Here is a 26761-nt window from a genome sequence, read left to right on the forward strand (position 1 = left end):
GAAGCTGAACAGCGCCATGATGGCAGAGACCACGCCATTCCAGCCCGCCATGGAAAGGCCGAGAATGTAGAAAGGCGCATCCGTGCAGGACGGCACATGCATCGGCTTGCTGAAATCCTGAATCGCCATTGGATCGATCACCCCTTCACCGGAACAACCATCTGGTGGCGGCAGCAGGCCCCACTCGACACCGGAATGGTAGAAGGCAACCACGACACCGACGACAAAGACCAGTCCGATCATCATGTTGAGTGCGACCAGGAACCGGCGTTTCGGGATCCATCGCCAGAGCACAAGGCCCGTCAGCGTCATCGCGATCAGCGCCCAATAGACTTCCCGCTGCCGCAGGCAGAGTGGGCAGGGAGGCAGGCCACCAAAAGTCTCAAACGCGTGGGCGGCTGCCAACATGAAGGCGGACACCGCCACGGCCACCGCGGGCCACTTCCAGTCTTTCAGGAGAGATCGCATGAAATCCATGCCTCAGCTAAAACCGGACTGCGTCGTGACCACAATGCGGCGCAAGGTCACTTTGCCGTTATTTATCATCCAAACAGGCTGACCGCACCGAGCATCACGGCGCCTATCAGACCGCTGACCCAGGCTGTTCCTATGATCAGGCCGCCAATCACCATCAAGCCGTCTTTCTGCATGAGACCAAAAGACGCTATGGCCACGGCAAAGCCCGGCACCGTGTTGGTCATCGGCAACGGCACGAGGATTGACGCGCAGAATATGCATAGAAACAGGCCAATGACGCGTTCCGACCGCTTGCCGGTAATGACGGTCAGGCGCGGGCGTACAATGTGCTCGATCCAGCCGAGCCATTTGCGGCCGCCAGAGGCCATCTGGGTAAGGCCCTTGCGATCAATGTGGCGGTTGGCGAGTTTGTCTGGCATCCAGGGTTGCTCGCGGCCCATCACCATTTGGGCCGCCAGAGCCATCATGGGTAAGGATACGACCTGCGGCACCCCGTAGAGAAACGGAATGCAACAAGGCAGGGCAAGCAGGAACAGGCCTGCGCCAAATGCACTCTCATCCAGCTGATCAAAGATTTCCCGCAGCGAGAACCCCTTCTCGGGCGCAGCCGCGGCAAGCGCTTCGATGGTCTGCAACAGCGTTTTTTCGGTCGGAATCTCGGTGGAAGACATGCCTAAGCTGTTAGATGTCTTTGATCGCTACGTCGAGTAGATTGACAGGAGGCCCAGCTATGCGGCAGGAGAAGCGCTCCCTGCAAAGGGCCTCTGTGGCGGAACTGGTAGACGCGACGGATTCAAAATCCGTTTCTGGTGACAGAGTGCCGGTTCGAGTCCGGCCAGAGGTACCAAAGGGTTAAACCCTCAATACTCATATTTCTCGATGTGAGTCAGCTGGAGGGTATAGGCGGCATCCGCCAATTCGCTCTCCTGCGTTTCGGCGGTCAGGATGCCTTCGACCCAGACAGCCTGCGCGAGGTCCTTCAACAGGATCGGTTCGTCCGTCGTCACGAATACCGTTTGATTAGGCGGCGGGGGCGGGGCGTGAATACAGGCCCCGAAATAGGGGACCATAAGGAATTCGGTCACTTCGGCTTTTGCGCCATACTCAAACGGCACGGTATAGCCCGGTAACCTGATCGATTTGCCGTTGAGTTCCTTGACTGTGTTGAACGTGCCGATCTGCACCATCGCGTCCGCAGCCGATCCTTCTGCTACGCCTCCGCCACCATAGAGCATCGACATCTGGCTCTGGTACATCTGGGCGAGACGTTCTTCTTCGCCTTCCGGCATCAAGTCTTCCCAGCCGATCTCGGTCACGCCGCGCGCTTCAGCCTCGGATTTTTTGCGGGCCTGATCTGCGGCGCGCGCGGCAATAGTCGCTTCGCGTTTGGCTTTGCGCTCGGCTTCGCTTTCGCCAATCTTGTCGCCAACTTGTGGGGCCGCGGCATCTGGTACCGCTTCAGCAGGCGCGGGTTCGGCTGGCGTATCTGCTTCACTGCAGGCTGCCAGTAAGCCCGTCATCAGGGCGGCGGTCAGGACGGGAGAGAGTTTTTTCATGATGCCAATCTAGGATGCGCGGGGTGGCCCCGCCAGTGGGTGTGAGCGGTTAGAGTCGAAGAGATAATCCATCGGCCAGTGACCTGCGGAATGCCATCCAGGCGGGTATCGCCCCGGCGACCAGGGCGGCGCCTGTAACTGCCAACAGTGTATACAGGTCGATCAGGCCAGGCCCGGTGCCAATTAGAGATATGCCGTAATGCGCCGAAACAAGCGGGCCGATCACTGCCAGCAGGACGTGGATGAGAAGAACGCCTAACAGTGCGCCAAGGAGGCCTACCAGCCCTGCTTCAAGCACCAACAGCGTGAAGATGTGTGAGCGTCGAGCACCGACCGCACGCAGGATCGACATTTCGCGTCGCCGCTCGTTGAGGCTCGTCAGGATGGACGTCAGGATTGAAACCACGCCCACGGCGATGACGAATATCGAGACGGCCAGCAGTGCCCGCTCGGCAATTGCGGTCACGCTCCATAGCTCCGCGAGCGCCTGTGATGGAATGATCGCCATCAATGGCTCGCCCTTGTTGGTGTTGATCTCGCGGCGTGTGGTCAGGATGGTGCCCTTGCGTTTCAAGCCGACCAAGATCGCCGTGACAGTCTTGGGTGTGAGATCGAAGGACCGCACGGTCTCTTCGGAAATACTGTCGGCGAGAGGATTTTTTGCGCCGGTTTCCCAGCCGACATGGATGGCGGTGATGGCTTCCAGTGAGACATGTACCGTCTGGTCCACCGGCGTACCAGTCGGGGCAAGAATGCCAACAACCCGGAACGGGCGGTTTTCATGACTTGAGCCGAAGTCGGCTTGGCCCAGCCCATGCGACAGAACCATGGGGCTATTGATAGAATACCCCAGTTCGCGAGCCACATCGGCGCCGATGACCGCATCGAACAGATCGTCAAACGGTTCGCCCTGCGCGATCACCAGGTCCTGATTGCGGCCAAACTTGTAGCGATCAAAATATTCGGGCGTTGTACCCATGACGCGGAATCCGCGATGGCTGTCTCCGAGGGAGATCGGAACAGCCCAGTCTATATCCGGCCGCGTGGCGATCTCCTGATAGGTCGGCCACGAAATTTCTGCTGTCGCGCTGCCCATTCGAAAGACCGAATAAAGCAGCAAGTTCACGCTGCCGGTAGGTGCGCCGACAATCAGTTCGGTGCCAGAGATAGTGTTACCGAAGCCTTCGCGGGCGCCTGTGCGGGCTTTGTCTACGCCCAGAAAAAGTGCCACCGACAAGGCAACTGCCAACAGGGTGAGCAAAACAGATCCCTTGCGGTTCATGAGGCTCTGCCAGGCGAGAGACAGGATAGCGCTCATGCTGACACTCCCGCGCGATTTATCTCGCCGAGGTCTACCGCCCGGTCGAAATGTGTGGCGAGCCCGGCATCGTGGCTGACGAAGAGAAGTGCTGCGCCTGTGCGCCGCGCTTCCTCGCTCAGCAGATCAATGAATTGATCACGGGCATCGGCATCAAGCGCTGAAGTCGGTTCGTCAGCGATCACGATTTCGGGGCCGCCGATCAGGGCGCGTGCGGCAGCAACACGTTGCTGCTGGCCAACAGAAAGGTCAGAGACGCGGCGTGCCAGCAGTGTCTCGTCCGTCAGGCCCAGCCGTGAAAGCAACCGCCGGGCTTCGTCGTCTTCGCTACCGCTGATTGCTGCGCGGCGCTTGGGAGAGAAACGTAGAGGCAGCGTGACATTTCCGATGACGGAAAGATAAGGCACGAGATTGAACATCTGGAAAATCACACCGAGATGGTCAGCCCTCAGCCGGTCGCGCACTGCAGGTTTCAAGGTCGCCAGATCCTGTCCAAGAACGATGACTTCACCAGAGTCCGCCTCCAGCACACCAGCGATGATGCCGAGAAGGGTGGATTTACCAGAGCCGGATGCGCCGCGCAGAAACAAGCGTTCGCCCGCCCTCAATTGGAAGTCTGAAATGTCGAGGACCTCATTGCCCGGCATCCAGGCAAAGCGGAGATTCGAAACAGAGACGACCGGTTCTGCCATGTCAGGATCCGAAGGGCAGGAAGGGGCTGTCCGGTGTGAGCGATGCAGAATTGGATTCCCCATCTTCACCGAGATAGATGGCGTCGACTTCCTCAAAGGCGGGATAGTGTTCAAAGCCGGTGAACATGAGGCCATCCAGCTGGCTGGGGCGTTTGCAATCCCAGACTATGGACAGGGTGAGCGCAGCGTGATCGCCCGATCGGCGCACTTCTGCAGAGCGCTCGACAAGATCGCAGCGCGCATTGCCCATGAGTTCTGTCAGGCCCTCGGCATATTTTTCAAGCTCGGTGGATTTCTTCTTCGCTTTTTCCGACAAGCCGTAATTTGCGAGCGGGGCGTCCACCGTAATGGTGACGAAATTGGTGTCGAGCGTAACGGCCAATTCTGCAGCACCATGTACATGGGCTTCGCCACCAGCATGTTCACCATGGTCCTCGTCATGATCGTCTTCACGATGCTCCGCCGTATGAGCCGAGTGATCCATATCTGTCACAGCAGGGGTGGCTTCGACCGTCGGTGGAGGCTCCACCGCGGCCGGTTCAGGTTCATATGGCACTTCCGCGCTACAGGCGACGCACAGCGTCAAACCGGCACACGCCAGAAGCATTTTTGCGCCACGGCCCCATGATCGGTCCATCATATCGCTCCCATCGCCCCGATTGGGGAATTCAGTGAATTCGGAAAATCTGCTCGCAAGCTGAATAATGATACCATATAACACTTCTTCGCAAGGCCGCAGGACGCGGTTATAGACCGCACCTGACTGTTAACGGACCGGCTTACCGCTTTCCATGTTTGAATCCATGCAGGCCCCTTTGTTTTTCGGCTTGATCGCGGCCTTTGTGACCACGGTCGGCCTCATCGCTGTGGCGATGCGGGGCGATTGGAGTGCGCGGTTCTCTGCCGTCATGGGCCTCGCGGCTGCGGGCATGCTCGTCACGCTCAGCCTGTTGCACATTGCGCCGGAAGCCTTTGCCGAAAGTTCTCAGGCGCCATACTTTATGCTGGGCGGATTCCTTGGCGGGCTGATACTTAATTACGGCCTCAACACATTCTTCCCGGAAAGCGTGAATGGCGGCCGGATGGCGGCTGTCACCCCCATAATCGCGATTGCCATCCATTCCTTTATCGACGGCGTCATCTATTCGGTGACCTTTGCCGCGAGCTTTTCCGCAGGTGTCTATGCGGCGGTCTCGCTGATCCTGCATGAGTTTCCGGAAGGTGTGATCGCGTTCGCAATCCTGCGCCGACACAATTTTTCGAACCGGCAGTCCTTCGTGTGGGCCTTCCTCGCTGCGTCCGCCACGACCCCGCTGGGCGTGATCATGTCGTCGCCCTTCATGTATTTCCTGGGAAGCGAGGCGGTGGGCGCTCTGTTCGCGGCCTCTGCCGGCCTGCTCCTCTACGTTGCGACCGGCCCCTTGATGGCTCCGATGAAGGAGGAGCCGCCGCTGCGCAGCCTGTTGGCTCTGTCGGTCGGTGTCGCCATAGCGCTCGTGCTGTCCTTTCTGCCGGTGCATGACCATGATGATGACCATCACGAGGCCATCCGCATGGAAGCGCCGCATCCGCTGCCGGACGAGATTTGATGCGGCATCGGCTCATCGCCTTTCTGGCATGCTGTCTGATAGCCTGCCTTGCTGTCACATCTTCGCCGCAAGCGGCGTTCGCCCACCCGGAAGACGAGCTTTGCCTGCCGGGGGGAGGGATGGACCCCGCTTTGTGCCGGGAGCTCCAGGAACTGGACCGGGCTGGCGACGCGACTGAAGCGGGTGACGGCGTCTCAGGCAGGGAGGTTGAACTCGACAGATCCTGGATCGAGACGGCGATCTTCTATGTCCGCATCGGCTTCGAGCATATCCTGCCCATGGGAGTGGACCATATCCTGTTCGTGCTGGCGCTCTTCCTGTCCAGTCGGCGGATAAAGCCGCTGCTCTGGCAAATCTCCGCCTTCACAGTGGCGCACACTTCCACGCTCGGCCTTGCTGCTGCGGGGGTGATCGCGCCTCCGGCGAATATCGTCGAGCCGCTGATTGCGCTGACAATCGCCTGGGCCGCGCTTGAGAACATCCTGTTCAAGGAACCAAGCGCCTGGCGTCCGGCACTCGTATTCGGCTTTGGCCTGATCCACGGCATGGGTTTCGCCGGTGCGTTTGGGGATCTTGGCCTGCCACCGGGGATCTTCTGGCCAGCTTTGATCGGATTCAATGTCGGAGTTGAGATTGGCCAACTTGCCGTTATCGGCATGGCGCTTGCAGTGGCCACTATCATCAGGGGCGCCCTGAAGCAGGCCGGCCGGCCAGACCTCTACCGGCCAGTTCTGGTATGGCCGGTATCGGCGGCCATCGGAGCAATCGGGCTCTGGTGGGCAATCGAGCGGGCCTTCCTTAACCCTTAGCCTGACAAAGTGCGCTTCGACTCGGAATGGAACGCGCTCAATGGCCTCTCGCGACTGGATCAGACATCTCAGCTCGGCTCTGCTGGCTTCGGCACTGACGGGTTGGGTTGGTTTTACTGAGTACGCATCGGCGTATGTGCCCCCTCCTGCGAACGCTGAAACGACCTCGCCGCGATCACTGCTGGAAGAGCCAGGTCTCGCCCTGAGGCAGGTCTATGCTGAGGCAGCCGCATGGCGCGGTGCCGAAGCAAAGCAGGCGCGCAATGCCATGATCGCTGCCTGGCTTGGTGGACTGAACGATGCTGGTTTGGCGGACTATTCAGTGCGCCATCTGGACAAGGGCCTGATCTATGCAATCCGTTTCCGGAACCCACTTGTCGAGGATGATATCCATGCGCTTTGGGTTGCGGTGCCGGATGGTCCGGATTTGCCGTCGTCGGTCCTGCTAAGGACACCTCATCGCGGCACGGCTGACCTGACCATTCTGGAACTGCAATCGTGTACCTCCCGTCGGACACTGCAAGTGTCCGATGATACCTTACTGACGGAGCAGGCTGAGGCCCGTGCGGTCTCTCAGCTTAGCGCCTATCTCGATACACCTGATCCGATGCCCATCACGGTGTTGAGCGAAGCACGAGACATTTGTCGCCAGATCGCGCGGGTCTTGCCCACACCTGAGAAATAACCCCAAAAACTCAAGTCTGCTCAAGACGTTTTTCTGAGCCGCTCCGTGGCGGCTTCGTCGGCATCCCGCATCGTGAAGCGTTTCGTAAATTCAGTTACGCGCGGTGCGATCTCTGTCTGAAAGCGTCTGCCATTGAATACACCGTAATGGCCAACGCCCGGCTGGATATAGTCGGTCTGCATGTCTTCTGGCAGCTTCACACATAGGTCGTGTGCAGCCTGTGTCTGACCGATGCCGGAAATATCATCCTTCTCACCTTCAACCGTCATCAGCGCGACATCGCGGATCAGTTCCGGTTTGACGAGATGTGTTCCGCGATAGCGATATATGCCGCGGGCCAGCTGGTGCTCCTGAAACACACGCACGATTGTTTGCAAGTAGAATTCTTCTGTCAGGTCGAGCACCGACAGGTATTCATCGTAGAATTCCCGATGCTTGCCGACATTGTCGCCGTCCCCTTCAACCAGATGATTGAAGAAGTTCCAGTGCGCATCGACATGGCGGGACCAGTTCATGTTCATGAAGGAAGCGAGCTGGACAAAGCCTGGATAGACTCGCCGGAACATGCCCGGGTAGGGGCCCGGCACCGTGTGGATCATGTTCTCTTCAAACCACGATAGCGGTTTTTCCTCGGCCAGCACGTTCGGAACGGTCGGGCTAAGCCGTGTGTCGATCGGCGACCCCATGAACGTCATGGAAGCAGGCCGGGCCGGGTCATCATCCTCGGCCATCATGGCAACGGCAGCAAGCACAGGGGGGCCTGGCTGACAGACGCCAAGTACATGTGCACCCGCGCCCAGATGAGTCAGCATCGAGCGGATGTGATCAATATAATCGTCCAGATCGAACCGCCCGAGCCAGACGGGTGCCATGCGAGAGTCCTGCCAGTCGGTGATGTAGACATCATGGGTCGGCAGGAAGGCCTCAACGGTCCCGCGCAGCAGGGTGGCGTAATGGCCAGAGAGCGGGGCAGCTATCAGAAGGCGGGGCTGAGGGCCGAGCTTCTCTGTATTTCGAGCGGCAGCAAGCGCTTCTGGATCCTTCTTGAAGTGGATCATGTTGCACCAGGGCGAGCGCCACGCCACAACCGGAGTCACATCAATGGGTGCGCTGTTGATCCGGACCGTATCGATCCGCCATTCCGGTTTACCGTAATAGCGCGTTGCGCTTTCAAATACGTCTGCCATGGCGGACAGCGAGCGACCATAGTCGGTCTGCCCCATCAGGTTCAGCGGCGAACTCAGCGCTGCGCGGCTGGCCCGCGCGGCGACGCGCATGGGTGCCATTGCCGCCCGGTTCATTTCGACAAGTGAGTACAGCATCAGCTACACACCTTTCATGTTGCGGTGCAGCATAGATGGCAATCCCTATCAGGGCAAACAGATTCGCCAGACAGGCGTGCGTCGGGACGGGAACATCATGGTTTCATTTTTCTGCAAAATTGATCGATTTCAGCAAGCTTCAGCTTAACCGGGACAGGGTAAATTCCTCCCGAATTGGAGTGATTGCCATGTTCCTCAAATGCCAACCCAACCCCCACCGTGGGGGACGCATGACGCGGGCTATCGTCTATGAGCAGGCTCCTGGCCAGCATTTCGCGATCGATGCGGAAATTCTGCACAAACAGCCGGAATTGCTCAATGATTTCGGCAGCTACATGCATACCCGCTTTCGTATTCTGGACGCGTTGGCCTATTTCATCTGCCTTGCGGGTGTATTGGCATCGCTGGCCTTTGTCTGGTGGATGTTCCTGCCGGGCGTTGCAATTTGCGCGATGATGCTTGCGGTCAATAGGAAGGCCGCCGGCGAGATTGCACTGCGAGCTGCCCGAAAATCGGCAGACAATTTCAGAAAACTGCACGAAATGGGCTGTCTCTGGCTCGTGTTTGCCTGATCTCCGCTAGATGCGGATCATGCCGAGCACGGCGGACACAATCGCCACCAATGTAAACATCAGGGATAGGCTGACCGAAATGGCGCGCTGGCCCTTGCGGCTCGTGCGTTCGCCCTTTTGCTTCTTCCCGGGTGTCAGCATCCAGCGATTGGAGAAGAATCCGAAAGCAGCCAACAAGGCAGTGACGGCGGCTGCCCAGCTTGAGGCCAGCAGGAAGAACGCGCCGGAAGCGAGCATCATGCCGGCGATCGGCGTAGACGTCTGGAGCAGCAATTCCCGGACGTGTCGATCGGCGCGCGATCCGTCCAGCTTGTCGAAGCTGCAATTGGGCGACGCAATGGCCGCGACCCAGGACGCGCCCACGGCCATCGCACCAGCGAGTAGACCAAGATGAGTTGCGGTAGTGGAGATTCCTTCGAACATGCGGTGCAATATGCGCCGGATTCGCGGGCTGGCCTAGAGAAAGCTTCGGGAGACGACGGCAGCGATCATCTTTTCGTCGTCGGGCAGCTGGCCATCCAGTATCAGCATCGACAGTCCATGCACGATCGACCAGGCCTGAAGGCGTTTGACCATCTGCAATTCGGGCGGGGTATCCTTCGGCAACACTTCACCCAATGTGTTGGACAGCATGGCAAACGCGCCCACCTCTTTCTCCTGATCGGGCTGAAGAACTTCGGCGCGAGGCGCTTTGGTCATCATCAGGCGGAACAGAGACGGATTGTCTATCGCAAATCGGACATAGGCTCGTCCCATGACTTCGAACGCATCGATGCCCGCGGGAGTGTCGGAGAGGGCCCCCCTGAACGTATCAGACAGTTTCACGCTCCCGACTTCGCACAAAGCGCCAAGGAGTGCGGCCTTATTGGGAAAGTGTCGATAAACTGCCGTCGCTGAAACACCGACATTCCGGGCAATTTGTCTGAGGCTTACTTTCTCGACTCGGCTGTTGCTGATCTGCGCCAATCCTTCTTCGATCAGGGCGGCCCTCAAGTCACCATGGTGGTAGCTGCCCCCCTGAGCGTTCATGTTGACACTGTTATCATTCATCGGCATGTTATCAGTGTAAACATTGTGGCGCAGACAACAAGCCGCGAGGATGATCTCCATGCCCAGCCCTGTGGAAACAGCCATTCGGGGCGTCGTGACAAAAGGCGTCATGGCGGTGGCCGGATTCAACCGCAGTCGACGCAAGGCAACACAACCCAACATTTTTCTTGAAGGCGTTCACACCCCGCTGACGGAAGAGATCACCGAAATTGATCCAAAGGCGACTGGGGCGATTCCCGCTGGTCTGAATGGCCTTTACGTCCGCAATGGCCCGAACCCCGTTTCGCCGGTCAATCCAGCTGCACATCATTGGTTTGTAGGGGATGGCATGTTGCACGGTGTCCGCCTGCAGGATGGCAAGGCGCTTTGGTACCGCAATCGCTGGGTGAGGTCCAACAGTGTGAGTGATGCCCTTGGCGAGCCGCGTGCGCCCGGTCCGCGTCACGCCAGAATTGATGTGGCAAACACGAATATTGTCGGTCACGCAGGAAAGATCTGGGCGATTGTCGAAGCTGGCGGATATCCCGTCGAAGTGTCCGAGGATCTGGAGACTCGTACGCATTCGGACTTTGACGGGACATTGGGTCAGTCCTTTTCCGCACATCCGCATTATGACCCCGACACAGGCGAGATGCACGCCATCTGTTACGAGTCGCAGCAAACCAATCTGCTTTGGCACAAGGTGCTGGGCGCTGATGGCCGCGTGCGCCGGGATGAGCCAATCCCTGTCCAGCATGGCCCAATGGTTCATGACTGCATGATCACCCCAAAATACGTGATCGTGATGGACCTTCCGGTGACGTTCTCCATGAGCGCTATCATCAGTGGCATGAGCTTTCCGTATCGGTGGAATGAGAACCACAAGGCGCGTATAGGTCTGTTGCCGCGAGAGGGGAGTGCAGATGATATCATCTGGTGTGATGTTGATCCCTGTTACATCTTCCATCCTGCGAACGCCTACGAAACCGAGGACGGAAAAGTCGTGATGGACGCATGTGTTTATGACCACATGTTTGCCCCGGACAATACGGGCCCGGACGGCGTGCCGAAATTTGAATCCCTGACGATCGATCCGGCAACGCAAACCGTGTCACGGCGTGTGATAGATGAACGCGCCCATGAGTTTCCGCGCTATGATGAGCGGCTGACCGGAAAGCCCTATCGCTATGTTTACACGACGGCTGTAGCGGCAGACGGCTTCCTCACCGAAACCCGCATCTTCAAGCATGACCTGACAAATGGCAGCTGTGAAGTTCGCGATTTTGGGTCAGGACGGGTGCCGGGCGAGTTCATTTTTATCCCAGCCAGTGAAACGGCCTCAGAGGATGAGGGCTGGCTGATGGGCTATGTGGTCGACACGAATGCGGGCCTATCCGAACTGGTCATTCTCGATGCCGCAAATTTTACCGCACCGGCGGTTGCAACCGTGCACATTCCGCAACGCATTCCGCAGGGGTTCCACGGTAATTTCATTCCAGTTGGCTGAGTGGGGGGACGAGGGGGCCGTCGATGACGGCCCCCTTCCACGTATCCTTAAAGGGCGGCCTCGTAGACCTTCGCATAATCATCCGCACTCATCGGCTTTGGATTGCCGAAATGGGCGAGGTCTTTAAGTGCGTACTCAACCACGCCGGGGGCGTCGTCTGTAGACAATCCGATGGCGGACAGGGTGGCTGGGATGCCGATATCGGCATTCAGCTCTGCAATTGCGTCGCCAAGATCCGCGCCGGGTTTCAGGCCCATGGCCTGGCGAAGACGTACATATTTCTCATCGGCTGAGCCTTCATGAAACCGCAGAATATGTGGCAGGAAGATCGCGTTGAGCGTGCCGTGGTGCAGTCGCTTGTCGTGCAGACGACCCGCCGCGTGTGACAGGGCGTGGACCCCGCCCAGGCCTTTCACGAATGCCAGAGCGCCTTCATAACTTGCCATCATCATGTGCCAGCGGGCGTCGGCGTCCGAACCATCCTTGACCGCCTTCTTCAGCCAGCCATTGCCGACGGCGCGGAACACGCCTTCATACGCAATGCCTTCCGCAGGCGGGTTCACGGTTGGGGACAGGACTGATTCAATGCAGTGTGTAACGGCGTCCATCCCGGTGGCGGCCGTCAGTCCGGCAGGAAGGCCAAGCGTCAGGTCCGGGTCGCAAATGGCTGTGGCAGGGATCAGGTTTGGAGAGACGATGGTTTCCTTGCGGCCATTCTCCAATACAAGGACCAGGCCGACTGAGACTTCTGACCCCGTGCCGGATGTGGTCGGGATGGCGATCAGCGGTGGGATCTTGCCGATCTTCTTGGCACCGCCGGTGATGGCGGCATAATTCTCGAGCGGTTCATCATGACTGACCAGCAAGCCGATGCCCTTCGCATGGTCCATGGACGAGCCACCGCCGAGTGCGATCAGGCCGTCGGCGCCGCATGCCTTGTAGGCGGCTGCCGCTTCCTTCGTCTGCTTCTCGGTCGGGTTCGGCACGGTTTCCGCGAACACGCCTGCCGCTGCAACGCCCAACGCATCCTCGACCTTCGCCAGAATGCCGGCCGCCTTGATGCCGGGGTCCGTCACAATGAAAGGGCGGGTCATGCCGAGCTTCTTCGCCGTACCGGCGAGCTGCTTCAGGGCACCCGAGTCAAAGATGCAAGTGGTGAGATAATTTATGACGGGCATGGCGTGGTCCTCGTTGGGATTGTTTCCTCACCCTCCATGTGCCCCAGCGGAAGCGCACAGTTCAAGCCTGACCGTGGGAGAACCAGGATGGTACGCCGCAGCAGGCGGATGGATATAGCTCGGACGGAAGCGCACCGAACCAAGATCTCAGGAAGTGCTCACCGGCGCAATTGGGAAGAATACCTAGTCGCGATGCCATGACGCGCGACACGCGCCCGCGCGTCAAAACGGACAATTATCCTTATCAAATCATGGGAGTAGTCCTTCGGCATCCGGCGCGAATTGGTGCGCCAAAACAGGAGTTAAACGACATGAAACAGCTTCTCGTTGCTACTCTGGTTGCCGGGGCAACTTGGGTCGGGACAGCACCTGCTGCCTCGGCAGATGAGAATCCCTGGATGGTCCGCGGACGCGTCATCGGGGTCCTGCCGGATGAGTCCGGCGATCTCTCTGTCGCAGGTGCGCGCCTTGCAGGGGATGTGGACATTTCTGACCAGTACGTGCCCGAATTGGACATCACCTATTTCTTCACGAAGAATATCGCTGCCGAGCTGATCCTTGGCGTGACGCCACATGACGTGAAAGCCACGGGCGTGACCGTTCCAGGTGCACTCGATAATGCAACGATCGATCTGGGCGATGTCACGCTGCTGCCACCCACTCTGACGGTGCAATACCACTTTGTGAATGACAGCCAGTGGAAGCCCTATGTCGGCGCCGGCATCAATGCGACTTTCTTCTTCAACGAGGATGAAGGCCCTGTCGCAGACGGCATAGATTACGATACCAGTGTGGGCCTCGCGCTTCAGGCGGGCGTAGATTACGATCTTGATGGCGAGCCAGGTGGCTGGGCCGTCAATGCAGACATCAAGAAGATCTGGATAAATCCGGATGTGACTGTGGATTTCACCACGGCGCTTGGCGCAACAGTGGATGCTGACGTGGACATCAATCCACTCGTGGTGGGACTGGGGCTCGGGTATAAATTCTGAGCGCCATATCATGAGGGCAGGGCTTTGACCCATTGCGCCCTGTCCTCACTCTCTCTTGGGCCGTGCTATTTCCCGACAGCGCGGCCTTTTTTCCGCTTTCTGCAGAGCGGTCGTTGCACGCCCCGCCCGCGCGTATACAGAATGCCAGCATGGCTATTCTTTCTGTCAAAGATCTTCGTGTTTCCTTCGACACACCTGACGGTGTGGTTGAGGCTGTCAAAGGTATAAGTTTCGACGTCGCCAAGGGCGAGTGCCTTGGCATTGTCGGTGAAAGCGGCTCTGGGAAGAGCCAGTCTGCGCTCTCGGCTCTGGGTCTGTTGGCAGGCAATGGCACTGCAACCGGCCGGATTGATTTCGATGGCACCAATATGCTGGAGGCTTCGGACGCAACGCTTCGCAATATCCGTGGCGCGCGGATGTCCATGATTTTCCAAGACCCCCTGACCAGTTTGACGCCGCACATGACAGTTGGCGCGCAGATGCGCGAAGTGCTGGCGCTCCATAAGGGCCTCAAGGGTGAAGAAGCGGATCGCATATGCGTCGACTGGCTGGAGAATGTGCGTATTCCGGAAGCAGCCCGGCGCATGAATCAATTTCCGCATGAGCTTTCAGGCGGCATGCGCCAACGGGTCATGATCGCCATCGCCATGCTTTGCAATCCTGAACTGTTGCTCGCGGATGAGCCCACCACAGCGCTGGATGTGACGGTGCAGGCGCAGGTTCTGGAACTAATGGACGAGCTGAAACGCGAGACGGGTACCGGTATCGCGCTGATCACTCACAATATGGGTGTGGTCGCCCGCATGTGCGACCGTGTCATCGTCATGCGTCATGGCGAGATCGTCGAGCAGGGGAGCGTCGACGATATCTTCTACAAGCCTCAGGCCGACTATACGAAGATGCTGCTCAATGCTGTTCCGCGCATCGACGAACCAGATCGCCCCGGTCGACCCGTCCTGTCGGCGCCGCCGGCGCCTGAAACTGAGCCGGTTCTCAAGGTAGAGGACATGAAAATCCATTTCCCGATTGCGGTGAAGGGCGGTCTGTTTGGCAAGACGAAGCCGTTGAAAGCGGTGGATGGTGTTTCTTTCGATTTGAAACCGGGTGAGACGTTGGGAGTTGTCGGAGAATCCGGGTGTGGCAAGTCCACGCTCGCGCGCGGCGTGTTGAACCTCATCCCTCCCACCGATGGCACGGTTGCCTGGCTGGGGCGCGACATATCCAAGGCGAGCCGCAAGGAAATGAACGGCCTGCGCGACGATCTCCAGATCGTGTTTCAGGATCCCCTTGCCAGCCTGGACCCGCGCATGACCATCGGCGCATCCATTGCCGAACCGTTGCAAGTTCACCAACCGCGCCTGTCCCGTGCTGACCGGGAAGCAAAAGTACGCGAGATTCTTCCCCGGGTCGGCCTCGATCCCAATTTGATCAACCGGTACCCGCACGAATTGTCTGGTGGCCAGAACCAGCGGGTTGGCATTGCCCGTGCCATGATCCTTCAGCCGAAACTGGTGATCTGTGATGAAGCGGTTTCGGCGCTTGATGTGTCTGTCCAGGCGCAAGTCGTGGATTTGCTGATCGAGCTGCAGAAAGAGTTCGGCCTCGCCATGATCTTCATCAGCCACGATCTCGCCGTCGTGCGGCAGATCAGCCACCGGGTAATGGTGTTGTATCTTGGCCGCGTAGTGGAACTTGCCGGTCGCAATGCCATCTACACCGAAGCGCGCCACCCCTACACGAAAGCGCTGATTGCGGCTGTGCCAAACGCCGATCCGACCGGGGAGCGCACGCGGGAACGCTTGCGCCTGACGGGCGATCTTCCGAGTCCGCTCGACAGCCGTGCATCGCTGCGCTTCATGAAGTCCAAACTCATCGATGATGGGGACGCGGAACAGTACCAACCGAAACTGGTCGAGATTGCTCCAGGCCACCTTGTGGCAGAGCATGACCCCGTGATGGGCGGCGCAGGATTGCGAGCCAGTTAAGCGCTGCAGGCAGGGCAGGGTGTGCGCTGTAAGCTTGGCTTAAGACGAATGTGTCATGGTGCAAGCTGAGTTAATGCCGGAGCCCGCGCGTCTTGCCCCAATTGATTGGTCTTGTCCTTGTGGTCGTCCTCGTGATGGGCGGCCTCGTCCTCACGGGCGGACACGGTGCCATGCAGGCGCTGCCGTTCGAACTGGCCCTGATTGGTGGTGCCGCGGTCGGCACCATTCTGATCGGTAATTCGCCGAAAGTTGCCAAGGAGGCTTTGGGTGGGTTCGTTCGCTCGTTTCAGGGCAGCCGTTGGCAGCGTGCCCAACACCGCGAATTGCTGGTTCTGCTGTCCAACTTGATGCGCAAGGTACGCCAAGGTGGGTTTGTCGCGATTGAATCGGATATCGAAGACCCGGATGCGTCCCCCTTGTTTGCTTTGTCCCCTGCGGTGCTTTCCGATCCTGCTGCGCGTGACATGATCTGCGATTCCTTTCGCCTGATGGCGCTCGACCTGTCAGACCCGGCACGGGCTGAGGCGCATATGGAGCAGTCTGTGGCCCTGCATGTCGACCAGCGCATGAAAGCAGTGAATGCACTCAATACTGTAGCCGATGCCTTGCCAGCGCTCGGTATCGTGGCGGCTGTGCTGGGCATCATCAAGACCATGGGGTCGATTGATCAGTCGCCTGCAGTGCTTGGAATGATGATTGGGTCAGCCCTGCTGGGCACCTTTCTCGGTGTATTTCTGGCTTATGGCGTTGTTGGGCCTGTGGCCGCCCGCTTCGGACAGATTGTCGAAGATGAGGCTCAGCCTCTTGATGTGATCCGCACGGTATTGTCGGCATTTGGCGGCGGAGTTCAGCCAGGCATTGCCGTTGAACTCGGTCGCACGGCTATTCCTGTAGATCAGCGCCCCGATGCGGAATCGGTTGAACGGGCCCATACGAGCGCCCGTTTTGCTGAGCGCGCCGTCGCCTGAGATAGCCGCCATTCTGCGTTGACCCAACAGGCATGAGGCCGCATCACCGGTATATGCCCGATATTCGTTTGGCCACGTTCAATTGCGAAAACCTGATGATGCGCTGCGATTTCGCGCGGTCAGGTCTCGCCAATGCGCGTCGCAAGCTGACCGATGTCGATGATGCCTTGGTCGCCGAGCAGGTTGACGCGGTTTTCGATGTCCTGTCGGAGGATGACCGCACCCTGACCGCGCAGGCATTGGTCGCGACCAAAGCCGAAGTGTGCGCACTGCAGGAGGTCGAAAACCTCGTCACCTTGACCGCTTTTGACAATCGCTATGTCGGGCGCTGGGCCGGAAAGCCGTTTGGCGAACGTGTGCTGCACGAGGGGAATGACAGCCGCGGGATTGATGTGGGTCTGTTGTCGTCGCTTACGGTTGCATTCCAGCGCAGCCATGCGCGGGCGACCTTCGGACGGTTGGGCATTCACCCCCCAGAAGGGGCTTCCATCAATGACTACGTCTTTCGCCGGGATTGTCTGGAAGTTGATGTGGAAAAAGACGGGCGCCTTTTGACGCTTTTTGTCTGCCACTTCAAATCCATGCATGGTGGACGCAAGAGGACGGTTGCGATGCGTGAGGCTGAAGCTCAGGCTGTGCGCCGGATTGTAAGCCAGCGATTTGATGACCCGGCTAGGGCGGAATGGGTTATTTTGGGTGATTTCAATGATTATTGGGAAGTAGATGGTCGTCCGGCCCGGCCGCATGGTCTGGGCGCGATGGTAGGCGACGGGTTCGCCATCGATCTGGCTAGCCGCGCCATTGCAGACCCATATGACCGCTGGACTCACCATTACAGCGGCGACGACACCTATGGCGCGCTGGATCACATCTTCCTGTCACCCAAACTCGCGGCCCTGAATCCTGCTGCCACAGTTGAGATTGTACGGGCAGGATCGCCATATAGAGCCGCCAGATATGATGGGGCTCGCTTTCCCGGCGTCGGCTGGATTACGCCCAAAGCTTCTGATCATTGTCCGATGGTGGCGACTTTAAAATTTGAAGGTCGCCCTGCGACACCCTAATTTATGTTGGCTTTGGTAATGAAGGGGGCCGTCAGGCTGTGTCACGTTTTGATAATCTGATCGAGACTGTGGAGGCCTATCAGGCCCTCGCTGCCGAGAATTACGACCGAATCCGCACACTGGCGGAAGAAATTCGCAGTGGGTTTTGCGACTTCCTTGGCTCAACCGATGGTGTTTGTGTCCACCTCGTTCCGCCGGCAGGGGCCTATAAACCAAAGGCCCATGGGGATGCAGCCTTTTCGATCCCGCCACGGGGGTTCCGGCTCCTGGGGCCAATATCCTTCGGACTTGCCGTGCGTGTCACGCGCGATACGGACTGGCTGAGGCTAGTGATGCAGTGCCGCAAGATCGGCGACAAATTCAAAATTCAGATTGAGGACGGTTCGGTATACGAATTCAGCCTGCCGCTGAAAGATGCTGACCCTGAACCATTCTATGAATATCTTTACCAGCATATCCTGCTCTGGTTCTCCGACCATATCGAACGCTACAAAGAAGGCGATTATGGTACCCGCGAGATCGGATTTGACTTTGCTGATGACATAAACGCGGCTCAAGCCTAGTTTTCTGATCGCCCGACGGGCAGAATGCACCACGAAACGGGGCTTTTATGGACCAATTCAACTTTGCACTGGCATCCGCCGGATCCAGCGAGCTGATCTTCGCCTGCGCCCTGATCGGGGCGCTGGGAATTGGTGCGCAATGGGTCGCTTGGCGTATACAGGCACCCGCCATTGTGCTGATGGCGTTGGCAGGTTTGGCGGTCGGTCCGCTGTGGACTGTGGTTTTCGGCGAGCCTCTGCTCAATCCTGAGAAGGTGTTCAACAGTGGCAGCAGCGAATTGTTGCGTCCCATCGTGTCGCTGGCCGTTGCCGTCATCCTGTTCGAGGGCGGACTCGTCCTGAAATTCGAGAACCTGCGTGATGCCGGTGCAGCCGTTCGGCGCATGGTATTCCTTGGTGGCCCGCTGGCGTGGGCGCTGGGTACTTTCGCAGCCCATTATGCCGCGGGTCTCGATTGGGGCAGTTCGGTTGTGTTTGCGGGCGTGCTGGTGGTTACCGGGCCTACTGTGATTATGCCATTGTTGCGTCAGTCCAAACTCGGCGGGCGAACCGGCCAGTTCCTGAAATGGGAAGGCATCGTCAACGATCCGGTTGGCGCCCTGTTTGCCGTGGCTGCATTCGAAATCATTCGCGTGGCCGCCACCGGGGAGTCCATTCTCGGTAAGGGCGCCATGATCATTGTGGCTGCTGCACTGGGTGTCGGGCTGGGCTTCGCCTTCGGCTGGGCCATCGTGCGCGCCTTCCGTCAGGGATGGACTCCGGAATACCTCAAGGCGCCGATCATCTTCGCGTCCATCATTCTCTGTTATGCGCTGGCAGAAATGATCGAAAAGGAAATCGGCCTCGTTGCTGTCACGGCCTATGGCATGACGCTGGCCAATTCGCGCCTTGCCGGGCTCGCGGAACTCCGAAAATTCAAGGAGGATATCGCCGTCTTGCTGGTTTCAGGCGTATTTGTCATCCTGACGGCGAACCTTACGCCAGATGTCATTCGGCGCGCACTGACCTGGAATACGCTCGCCTTCCTGCTGGCGATGCTGTTTATCGTGCGGCCGCTTTCAGTGTGGATCGCCACATTCGGTACGTTGAAACGCAATGAAGCAATCCTGCTTGGCTGGATTGCGCCCCGCGGGATCGTGGCGGTTGCCGTTTCCAGCCTTTTTGCAACCCTGCTGGAGGATCTCGGGCGGCGCGGAGATTCCCGGTTCTATTTCTCTGGTGCAGAACAGATCACCCCGCTCGCCTTTGCCATGGTGTTCGTGACCGTAGTCCTCCACGGCTTTACGATCGGGCCAATGGCCCGGCGATTGGGACTCGCCCGCAAGGAGCGACCCGGCGTCTTGCTGGTAGGTGTGAACCCATGGAGTATCGATCTGGCCAAAGTGCTGAAGGATGTCGGCATCGAACCGATCCTTGCAGACAATAACTGGAGGCGCTTGCGACCTGCACGCGAGGCCGGGCTCAACACCTTCTTCGGCGAAGTCCTGTCAGAGGAAGCGGAGGTTCGGCTGGATCATGCCGCCTTTGACCAGGTCGTTGGCTTGTCTGCCAATGAGCCGTACAACGCGCTCGTTTCCGGACATTTTGCCCCCGAACTCGGCCGCCACAAGGTCTATCAATTGTCGGCACAGGACACCGAGGAAGAAGATCCCCGGGCCATCGGAATGGGTACCCGCGGGCGAACGCTGATCCGTCGGGGCAGGGGCTATGACAGCCTGATCCGCGACCACTATCGCGGTTGGACCTTTGGCAAGACGAAGCTGACGGACGAATACGACCTTGAAGACTATCGCAAGGATCGACCGAAAGTGGACCTGATCGCTGAAATTCGTGCCGACGGCACGCTGATCTTCCTCGGGCCAAATCGTGAGGCCAAGGGGGGCGAAGGGGTTACATTGATCAGCTTTGGTCCGGCCCGCGATGTTGAAGTCGCAACTGAACCTGAAGAGGTTGCTGCCAGCTAGGCCGGATTATTCGCCGGCTGCCTGAAGGCCAGCGCCATGCTCCCGCAGCCATGAGCGCTGTCGCTTCCAGTCGCTGCAACAGGCTGCAACATGCGCCCAGAACCGCGGGGAGTGGTTCATTTCCAGCAAATGTGCGCATTCATGGGCCGCTACGTAGTCGAGCACTTCAGAGGGCGCCATGATCAGGCGCCACGAGAAAGACAATTTGCCATCGGCCGTGCACGAGCCCCAACGCGAGCGAGTGTCTTTCACCGAGATGCCATTGTAGGAGACGCCCAGCGTCGCGGCATGACGGTTTACGGCGCGGGTGATATCTGCACGCGCCTGTTTCTTCAGGTAGCGGGTGACTCGCAAATGCAGTGTTTCCGGGTCACCCGGCGCGCAAAGTGTGTTCGGTTGACCGACGATCATGCGGGCCACGCGGCCAGAGCCTTCTGCGGTCAGTCGGCAGGGGGCACCCCGATACGAAATCAGGTTGTTTTCCTCAAAACGAACGACTTCTGGAAGGTGACGGAGTCGCGTTGAAATCCAGTCGATACGTTCGGCTGCGAAGGCGGCGGCGTCCTTGATCTGCCGCCGCGATGGCGCGATCGCGACCGCTTCCCGGCGGCGTTCATCCAATCTCAAAATCAACCGGCGTGCCTTCGAATTCACTTCAAGGCGAACACGAATTTCGTCCCCGTCGGGGCCATTGAATGTCACGGTCTGGCCATTGTTGTATGCCATGTTAATAATCTCACTCTAGGTGACGGGCGCAAATGAAACGCTGGCATCAATCATTAAAGGGACCAAACATGAAATATCTGCTCACAGGCGTTGCCGCCATCGCCATGCTTACGGCTTGCGGAGACAAAGACAAGCCGGTTGATGGCGCTGGCTCTGAATACGCCACAGATGCCGCAAAGGACGTCAAGGCCCGCAAAGGTGATCCAGCAACCGCGCCACAGGCGCTTGCGGCTTTTGCTTTGGATGAAGCCGACGACAGCCGCATTTCCTTCGGCAGCAGCACGCTGAACGGGGACAAGGCCGTATTCACTGACGTGACGCTTCTGGCAGGCGACGATGACGGGTCCGACGACGATGAAGACGGCACGCACCTGGATGGTGCTGATGTAAAAGCGAAAAAGCTGGAATTCGACGGTCTTGCCATGATTGACGGCAAAGCGAGCTTCTCGCGCATGGTCATGTCCGACATTTCGCTGGTTCCGACTGATCCCGAAGAAGCAGAAGATGGCAGCGCGTCCATTGGCTCCATCGAACTGGTCAATCCTTCACCTGCGCTGGCAGCATGGGTCGCGAGCGTGTTTGCGGACGCAGAACCTGCTGACATGCCTACAGGGGAGGCGCTCTCTTTCGATCTGTGGACCATGAACGACATGAACATGCAGATCGATGAAGACGATGGCGAAAGTGGTACCTTCCTCGTGGACACGATTTCGGTCTCTGGGATGAAGAATCAGAAGGCTGCTCAGATGATGCTGAAGGGCCTGAAGTTCGACATGTTCGATCCTGAAGACGACATGACCGTCAAGGCCAATCTCAGCAATGTGGATATTCGCGGGTTTGACTGGTCGGTGTTTGCACCAGCTGAGGGCGACTCTCTGGAAGACAGCTTTGAGTCTGGCTTCATGGCCGGCATGAACCCGAAAGATCCGGCCAATCCCGGTTACAAGTCGATCAATCTGAAAAATCTGAACTTCGATGTTTCAGGCGTCAATTTCGACATGCCTTCGCTTGTATCCAATGTCAGCCATGACAAGCAGGGCCGTGCCGTAAAAGTGATCACTGAGCCTGTCAAAATGGTTCTGAACGCTGGTGATGGTGAACTTGGCCAGCAGTTGGGCACCCAGCTTGCGACGCTCGGATACGAAAAGCTTGAGCTGACCATGGCCAGTGAACAGGCTTACGATCCTGATGCAGACGTGGTGACGCTGGAAAAAGGCAAGAATTACTGGGAGCTGAAAGATGGCTTCCGCCTGAATTTCGGCGCGAAGTATGAAGGTGCCAGCGCGATGGCGGCGGCTCAGGCTGAACAGGATATGGACTCTGCAGATCCATCGGCAATGCTCGGCGAAGTCATGGAGAAGCTTACGCTGCACTCCATCGACCTGTCCTTGGATGATGATGGCATCGTAGACCGTGCGTTCAATGCCTACGCTGCGCAGAGCGGTGAAGACCCGCAGCAGCTGCGCAACCAAACGGCTGGTCTGCTGGCCATGGCCCCTATGATGGCGTCAGGATCGGGGATCGACATGGAGTTGGCAACTGAGGCTTCCACGGCCCTGTCCAGCTTCATCACGGATCCGAAGACGCTGACCATTTCGTTGAACCCTGCTACACCGATCAAGATGTCGACATTTGCAGAGATGGAAGACCCGTCTACGCTGACCAAGTCGTCGCTCGGCTTCTCGGCTAGCAACGAATAGGATCTTCTGGAATCCGTTCTAAGCGCGCGCGTGCCGACTGGGCGCGCGCGCTTTTCTTTGTTCTCAGGCCGGGGCATAGACTTTCCGCCATGAAAATTGCCTTTTTTGGAGATGTGGTCGGAAAGCCCGGCCGGCAGGCTGTCCTGGATCATTTGCCGGGCCTGAAGGCGCGCATGCGCCTGGATTTTGCTGTGGTAAACGCCGAGAATTCGGCGGGAGGCTTCGGCCTGACGAGCGTCATCGCGGAGGAATTCTTTGCCGCAGGTGCTGATTGCCTGACTCTCGGTGATCATGCTTGGGATCAACGCGAGGCTTTGACCTATATCGAACGCGAACCCCGTTTGTTGCGCCCCATAAATTACCCATCGGCTGCCGGCGCACCTGGCAAGGGAGCCAATCTGTTCAGCTTGCCGGATGGGCGTCGTGTTGGGGTCGTCCAGGTGCAGGGGAATGTGTTTATGCGGCAAACGCTGCCGTGTCCCTTTGCGGCCGTGGATGCGGCATTGGATTCCATGCCGCTGGGCGCTGTGGCGGATGCCATCATTGTGGACATGCATTGCGAAGCGACCAGTGAAAAAATGGCTATGGGCCATCACTGCGATGGGCGGGCAAGTCTCGTGGTTGGAAGTCACACCCATGTCCCCACGGCCGACACGATGATTCTTGAGGGCGGCACAGCCTATCAGACGGACGCCGGAATGTGCGGGGACTATGACAGCGTCATCGGCATGCAGAAGCAGATTTCCCTGTATCGGTTCCAGACCCAATTGCCTGGAGAGCGTTACCAGCCCGCTTTGGGGGAGGGGACGCTGTGCGGAACCTATATAGAGACCGATGACGCAACAGGACTGGCGACAAGGATTGAAGCCATTCGCATCGGCGGTCGTTTGAGCGATTCTATTCCGGCCTGAGCGCTGCCTGAACGCACCGAGAGATTTTCATAAATGGATATTGTGGACACGATCAGGCAGGATTTACGCGTCAAAACGGCCGATAATCATGGGCGCGTGGACGAGTTGATCAGCCGCCATGACCTCACTCGACCGGAAGGGCTTGCCGCCTTTCTGGCGATCAATCATCTCGCCTATACATCCATTTCGCGTCATTTGCGGCCGCATAGCGGGTTCACATTGCCGCGCTTGTCCCTTGATGAAATAGAGGCCGACCTTGCCTCACTCGGCGCCGGACTACCGACCTGGCATGCGGAGCCCGACATGGAAACGGCGCATCCAATTGGAATAATTTATGTTATCGCGGGTAGCCGCCTCGGTGGTACGGTGCTGCATGCACGATGGCAGCAGACCGATGATTCGAATGTCCGGCTTGCGGGTCGCTTTTTGAGCCAGATGACAGACCGGTCCTGCTGGACAGATTTTCTCTTACAGGTTTCAAACGCGCGAATTAGCCAATCAGAATTTATTGATATAGTAGAATCTGCGAAATGCTGTTTCTCAATTTTTGAGGCGGCTTGCCATGATGTGACACGAAAGTTTGCCTATGATCCGCCACAGCCCCGAAACTGACGGGCCCGCGAGCGATGTTGACCTGACGAATTGCGACCGTGAACCCATTCACGTCATCGGGCGTGTACAGTCCTTTGGTGGCCTGATCTCCATGTCGTCAGACTGGATCGTGAACCATGCTTCGGTAAACGTCAAAGAGTTCATCGGAGCCGCAGCGGAAGAGCTGATAGGCAAGCCCCTGAGAGACTGTTTCTCGGAACAGGCCTTGCTGTTGATTCGATCTCGCATGCCTATGTTGGCGTCGCCAGATGCTGTTGAGCGCGTATTCGGTGTGGCATTGACCGGGGATGAGCGCTTGTTCGACCTCTCCATGCACCTGTCGGGGCGCTCGATCGTGATGGAGTTCGAGCCTCGGGACGATACGCGCGATACCAACTATGTGAACTATGTTCGTCCCATGGTGGAGCGTATATCTCGCGCCGATTCTTCGCAACAATTGTGCGATGAGGCGGCGCGCCAGTTGCGCAACCTGATTGGGTTTGATCGGATCATGGTTTACCGCTTTGCAGAGGATGATTCCGGCGTTGTCGTATCTGAATCCGTCAAGCCGGGAATGGATAGTTTCAAGGGTTTACATTATCCGGCGTCTGACATTCCAAGGCAAGCGCGAGCACTCTACAAGCGTAACCTTCTGCGTATCATCGCGGATGTATCGGATTCGGGCGCGGAGATCATTCCTGCCATCAATCCTGAGGGCGTGCCGCTCGACTTGTCTATGAGTGGTTTGCGGTCCGTCTCGCCCATTCATCTGGAATATCTGGCAAATATGGGCGTTCAGGCATCGCTCTCCATTTCCATCCTGAAGCGGGGCAAGCTCTGGGGGCTTTTCGCCTGCCATCATGAGAGCCCGCGAGTGCTCGGCTATGAAGTTCGTACGGCAGCGGAACTGTTTGGGCAGCTTTTCTCATTTGTATTGGACCAGAAAGAATCTGACGAGGGCAGGGATGAGCAGGAGCGCGCCCAGTCCCTGCATGACCAACTCATGGCTCAGCTTGCCGAAGATGCGTCGATATCTGACAATTTTGATACCATCATCAGCGGTATCGCCTCGGTCATTCCTTACGACGGAGCCGTGGGGTGGGTTAACGGAGAATTCGAATCGATCGGGCATACGCCGAGCAAGGAGGAATTTCTTGGCTTGGTGAGTTTCCTGAATACGACGGCCGTCAGCCGGATTTATCACACGGACAGTGTTGTTAAAGCCTATCCCGCTGCTGCTGAGTTTGTGGATCGCGCTGCCGGTATGCTCGTATTGCCCGTGTCTCGGGCGCCGAGAGACTATATTGTGCTGTTCCGCAGGGAGCTTGCAAAATCTGTCACATGGGCCGGGAATCCGGATAAACCCGTTGTTTCTGGTCCGAATGGTGACCGTCTCACCCCGCGCAAGAGTTTCGAGGCATGGCAGCAGATTGTGCGGAATACATCTGCTCCCTGGCAGCCCGCGGAAGCGCGCGCTGCTGAAGCCCTGCGCTTGACATTGCTCGAAGTCATTTTGCGTATGTCGGATGCAACACTGCGCGAGCGAGCCAAAGCGCAGGAGCATCAGGAGCTGCTGATTGCGGAACTCAACCACCGTGTCCGGAACATCTTGAGTCTGATTGGTGGACTTGTCGAACAAAGCGGGTCGGAGGCGCGCTCCATCTCAGAGTTCACACATGTTGTGGGCGGTCGAATCCATGCGCTTAGTCGTGCACATGACTTGATCACGCGCCAGCAATGGGAGCCTGCTTCTGCAAGAGAGCTGATACGCATTGAGGTGGAAGCCTATCTCGGGGCAAACGCCGAGAAGGTGAAGATCGAGGGCCCGGACGTCCACTTGCGACCAAAAGCCTTCACGGCTGTGTCGCTGGTGGTGCATGAGCTTCTGACGAACTCAGCCAAGTACGGGGCGCTTAGCGCGACAAATGGCGTTGTCCATATTGGCTTCGCGCGGCTCTCGGACGGGGCCTTGTCGATGTCGTGGTTGGAAACCGGTGGCCCACCCATCCAGTCACCGCCCGTACGCCGGGGCTTTGGGTCAACCATCATTGAGCGATCGATTCCGTATGAGTTGGGCGGTCGAGCCGAGATGAGGTTTGAAGTCACAGGTGTCTCAGCGGATTTCGAAGTTCCCTCGGCGCACGTCGATGGATTTGCCGATGCCCTGCATTCAGAGCCTGCGAACAAGACTGATGAACGGAAGCGGGCCGGCCTGTCTGGGCATGCGCTGGTGCTGGAAGACAATTTGATTATCGCAATGGATGCGGAGGACATGCTTCGGTCGCTAGGCGCTACGGAAGTATTCGTGGCGTCAAACGTAAAAGAAGCGCTCGATTTCATAGAGAGCGAGACCCTTCAGTTTGCCTTGTTGGATGTCAATCTGGGATCAGAGACCAGTGAAGCGGTCGCCGAACAACTGCACGCGCAAGGCATCTCCTTTGCGTTTGCGACGGGTTATGGAGACTCCATCGATTTGGCGAAGCGTTACTCATCCGCGCCAGTTGTCAAGAAGCCGTACGATATCGACTCGATCAAAGCAGCTTTGCCAAATTGAATTCACTTC

Annotated in this window: 25 protein-coding genes, 1 tRNA gene and 1 pseudogene; 16 read left to right on the forward strand and 11 right to left on the reverse strand. The window is 58.0% G+C overall.

Features of this window, described 5'->3' with window-relative positions:
* Window positions 1-9: 9 nt before the first annotated feature.
* Window positions 10-477, reverse strand: a pseudogene (locus tag L53_RS16815) (disulfide bond formation protein B); the annotation flags it as partial.
* Between the two features lie 65 nt (window positions 478-542).
* Window positions 543-1148 carry an exopolysaccharide biosynthesis protein gene (locus tag L53_RS10445; RefSeq protein ID WP_051607817.1) on the reverse strand — a complete coding sequence of 202 codons (606 nt, stop codon included), beginning with the start codon at window positions 1146-1148 and terminating at the stop codon, window positions 543-545.
* A gap of 89 nt (window positions 1149-1237) precedes the next feature.
* Between L53_RS10445 and L53_RS10450 the strand changes: the two genes are divergently transcribed.
* Window positions 1238-1324, forward strand: a tRNA-Leu gene (locus L53_RS10450).
* 13 nt (window positions 1325-1337) lie between these two features.
* Here the strand turns inward: L53_RS10450 and L53_RS10455 are convergent.
* From L53_RS10455 to L53_RS10470, 4 genes are read right to left on the reverse strand one after another with little or no spacing between them, the layout of a single operon-like run.
* Window positions 1338-2033: a DUF3299 domain-containing protein gene (locus L53_RS10455; RefSeq protein WP_034814897.1), complete on the reverse strand. Its 696-nt coding sequence runs from the start codon at window positions 2031-2033 to the stop codon at window positions 1338-1340.
* Between the two features lie 49 nt (window positions 2034-2082).
* Window positions 2083-3351 (reverse strand): ABC transporter permease, encoded by a 1269-nt coding sequence (locus L53_RS10460; protein WP_034814899.1) that lies wholly within the window; start codon window positions 3349-3351, stop codon window positions 2083-2085.
* Window positions 3348-4043: an ABC transporter ATP-binding protein gene (locus tag L53_RS10465; protein ID WP_034814901.1), complete on the reverse strand. Its 696-nt coding sequence runs from the start codon at window positions 4041-4043 to the stop codon at window positions 3348-3350. Before L53_RS10465 ends, L53_RS10460 begins: the two co-directional genes overlap by 4 nt.
* A gap of 1 nt (window position 4044) precedes the next feature.
* Entirely contained in the window at window positions 4045-4680 is a 636-nt protein-coding gene (locus L53_RS10470; RefSeq protein ID WP_156947884.1) for a DUF2796 domain-containing protein, read from the reverse strand.
* 154 nt (window positions 4681-4834) lie between these two features.
* Here L53_RS10470 and L53_RS10475 point away from each other — a divergent pair, with 154 nt between their 5' ends.
* From L53_RS10475 to L53_RS10485, 3 genes are read left to right on the forward strand one after another with little or no spacing between them, the layout of a single operon-like run.
* Window positions 4835-5632, forward strand: a complete 798-nt coding sequence (locus tag L53_RS10475; RefSeq protein WP_051607819.1) for a ZIP family metal transporter — start codon at window positions 4835-4837, stop codon at window positions 5630-5632.
* Window positions 5632-6441: a HupE/UreJ family protein gene (locus tag L53_RS10480; protein ID WP_084333326.1), complete on the forward strand. Its 810-nt coding sequence runs from the start codon at window positions 5632-5634 to the stop codon at window positions 6439-6441. Before L53_RS10475 ends, L53_RS10480 begins: the two co-directional genes overlap by 1 nt.
* Window positions 6442-6481: 40 nt before the next feature.
* On the forward strand, window positions 6482-7126 hold the full coding sequence (locus L53_RS10485) for a hypothetical protein (RefSeq protein WP_034814917.1): 645 nt from the start codon (window positions 6482-6484) through the stop codon (window positions 7124-7126).
* A 20-nt stretch (window positions 7127-7146) separates the two neighbouring features.
* Here the strand turns inward: L53_RS10485 and L53_RS10490 are convergent, their stop codons facing one another.
* Complete coding sequence (locus tag L53_RS10490) at window positions 7147-8448, reverse strand: polyhydroxyalkanoate depolymerase (protein WP_034814920.1); 1302 nt, start codon at window positions 8446-8448, stop codon at window positions 7147-7149.
* A 230-nt stretch (window positions 8449-8678) separates the two neighbouring features.
* Between L53_RS10490 and L53_RS10495 the strand changes: the two genes are divergently transcribed.
* Window positions 8679-9020 (forward strand): hypothetical protein, encoded by a 342-nt coding sequence (locus tag L53_RS10495; RefSeq protein ID WP_034814923.1) that lies wholly within the window; start codon window positions 8679-8681, stop codon window positions 9018-9020.
* 6 nt (window positions 9021-9026) lie between these two features.
* Here the strand turns inward: L53_RS10495 and L53_RS10500 are convergent, their stop codons facing one another.
* Both L53_RS10500 and L53_RS17015 read right to left on the reverse strand, forming a co-directional pair.
* Window positions 9027-9443 carry a hypothetical protein gene (locus tag L53_RS10500; protein ID WP_034814926.1) on the reverse strand — a complete coding sequence of 139 codons (417 nt, stop codon included), beginning with the start codon at window positions 9441-9443 and terminating at the stop codon, window positions 9027-9029.
* A 33-nt stretch (window positions 9444-9476) separates the two neighbouring features.
* On the reverse strand, window positions 9477-10154 hold the full coding sequence (locus tag L53_RS17015) for a TetR/AcrR family transcriptional regulator (RefSeq protein WP_198019792.1): 678 nt from the start codon (window positions 10152-10154) through the stop codon (window positions 9477-9479).
* Between L53_RS17015 and L53_RS10510 the strand changes: the two genes are divergently transcribed.
* Window positions 10129-11556: a carotenoid oxygenase family protein gene (locus tag L53_RS10510; protein ID WP_034814929.1), complete on the forward strand. Its 1428-nt coding sequence runs from the start codon at window positions 10129-10131 to the stop codon at window positions 11554-11556. The genes L53_RS17015 and L53_RS10510 overlap by 26 nt on opposite strands.
* Before the next feature lie 47 nt (window positions 11557-11603).
* Here the strand turns inward: L53_RS10510 and L53_RS10515 are convergent, their stop codons facing one another.
* A complete protein-coding gene (locus tag L53_RS10515) occupies window positions 11604-12734 on the reverse strand; it encodes an iron-containing alcohol dehydrogenase (RefSeq protein ID WP_034814931.1) in 1131 nt (376 codons plus the stop codon).
* A gap of 311 nt (window positions 12735-13045) precedes the next feature.
* Here L53_RS10515 and L53_RS10520 point away from each other — a divergent pair, with 311 nt between their 5' ends.
* From L53_RS10520 to L53_RS10545, 6 genes are all read left to right on the forward strand, one after another.
* A complete protein-coding gene (locus L53_RS10520; RefSeq protein WP_034815255.1) occupies window positions 13046-13726 on the forward strand; it encodes an OmpW family protein in 681 nt (226 codons plus the stop codon).
* Window positions 13727-13875: 149 nt separating this feature from the next.
* Window positions 13876-15711: a dipeptide ABC transporter ATP-binding protein gene (locus L53_RS10525; RefSeq protein ID WP_034814933.1), complete on the forward strand. Its 1836-nt coding sequence runs from the start codon at window positions 13876-13878 to the stop codon at window positions 15709-15711.
* A gap of 92 nt (window positions 15712-15803) precedes the next feature.
* Window positions 15804-16679, forward strand: coding sequence for a flagellar motor stator protein MotA (motA, locus tag L53_RS10530; protein WP_034814944.1), 876 nt, complete (start codon window positions 15804-15806; stop codon window positions 16677-16679).
* A 53-nt stretch (window positions 16680-16732) separates the two neighbouring features.
* Entirely contained in the window at window positions 16733-17743 is a 1011-nt protein-coding gene (locus L53_RS10535; protein WP_034814946.1) for an endonuclease/exonuclease/phosphatase family protein, read from the forward strand.
* A gap of 38 nt (window positions 17744-17781) precedes the next feature.
* Window positions 17782-18306 carry a hypothetical protein gene (locus L53_RS10540; RefSeq protein WP_034814949.1) on the forward strand — a complete coding sequence of 175 codons (525 nt, stop codon included), beginning with the start codon at window positions 17782-17784 and terminating at the stop codon, window positions 18304-18306.
* A gap of 47 nt (window positions 18307-18353) precedes the next feature.
* The gene (locus tag L53_RS10545; protein ID WP_051607822.1) at window positions 18354-20270 is read left to right on the forward strand and encodes a sodium:proton antiporter; all 1917 of its coding nucleotides are present in this window, start codon (window positions 18354-18356) and stop codon (window positions 20268-20270) included.
* A 6-nt stretch (window positions 20271-20276) separates the two neighbouring features.
* Here the strand turns inward: L53_RS10545 and L53_RS10550 are convergent, their stop codons facing one another.
* A complete protein-coding gene (locus L53_RS10550; RefSeq protein ID WP_034814951.1) occupies window positions 20277-20996 on the reverse strand; it encodes a M48 family metallopeptidase in 720 nt (239 codons plus the stop codon).
* A 68-nt stretch (window positions 20997-21064) separates the two neighbouring features.
* Between L53_RS10550 and L53_RS10555 the strand changes: the two genes are divergently transcribed.
* The 4 genes from L53_RS10555 to L53_RS10570 all read left to right on the forward strand — a co-directional run bounded on the left by L53_RS10555 (window position 21065) and on the right by L53_RS10570 (window position 26752).
* Entirely contained in the window at window positions 21065-22696 is a 1632-nt protein-coding gene (locus L53_RS10555; protein WP_034814954.1) for a hypothetical protein, read from the forward strand.
* Between the two features lie 89 nt (window positions 22697-22785).
* Window positions 22786-23607 carry a TIGR00282 family metallophosphoesterase gene (locus tag L53_RS10560; RefSeq protein WP_034814957.1) on the forward strand — a complete coding sequence of 274 codons (822 nt, stop codon included), beginning with the start codon at window positions 22786-22788 and terminating at the stop codon, window positions 23605-23607.
* Window positions 23608-23640: 33 nt separating this feature from the next.
* Window positions 23641-24219: a biliverdin-producing heme oxygenase gene (locus L53_RS10565; protein ID WP_034814960.1), complete on the forward strand. Its 579-nt coding sequence runs from the start codon at window positions 23641-23643 to the stop codon at window positions 24217-24219.
* Window positions 24194-26752, forward strand: coding sequence for an HWE histidine kinase domain-containing protein (locus tag L53_RS10570; protein ID WP_051607823.1), 2559 nt, complete (start codon window positions 24194-24196; stop codon window positions 26750-26752). The genes L53_RS10565 and L53_RS10570 overlap by 26 nt, the downstream gene beginning before the upstream one ends.
* The last annotated feature ends 9 nt before the right edge of the window (window positions 26753-26761 follow it).

This window comes from Hyphomonas sp. L-53-1-40, assembly GCF_000682775.1.
In the GTDB taxonomy this organism is placed as follows: Bacteria; Pseudomonadota; Alphaproteobacteria; order Caulobacterales; family Hyphomonadaceae; genus Hyphomonas.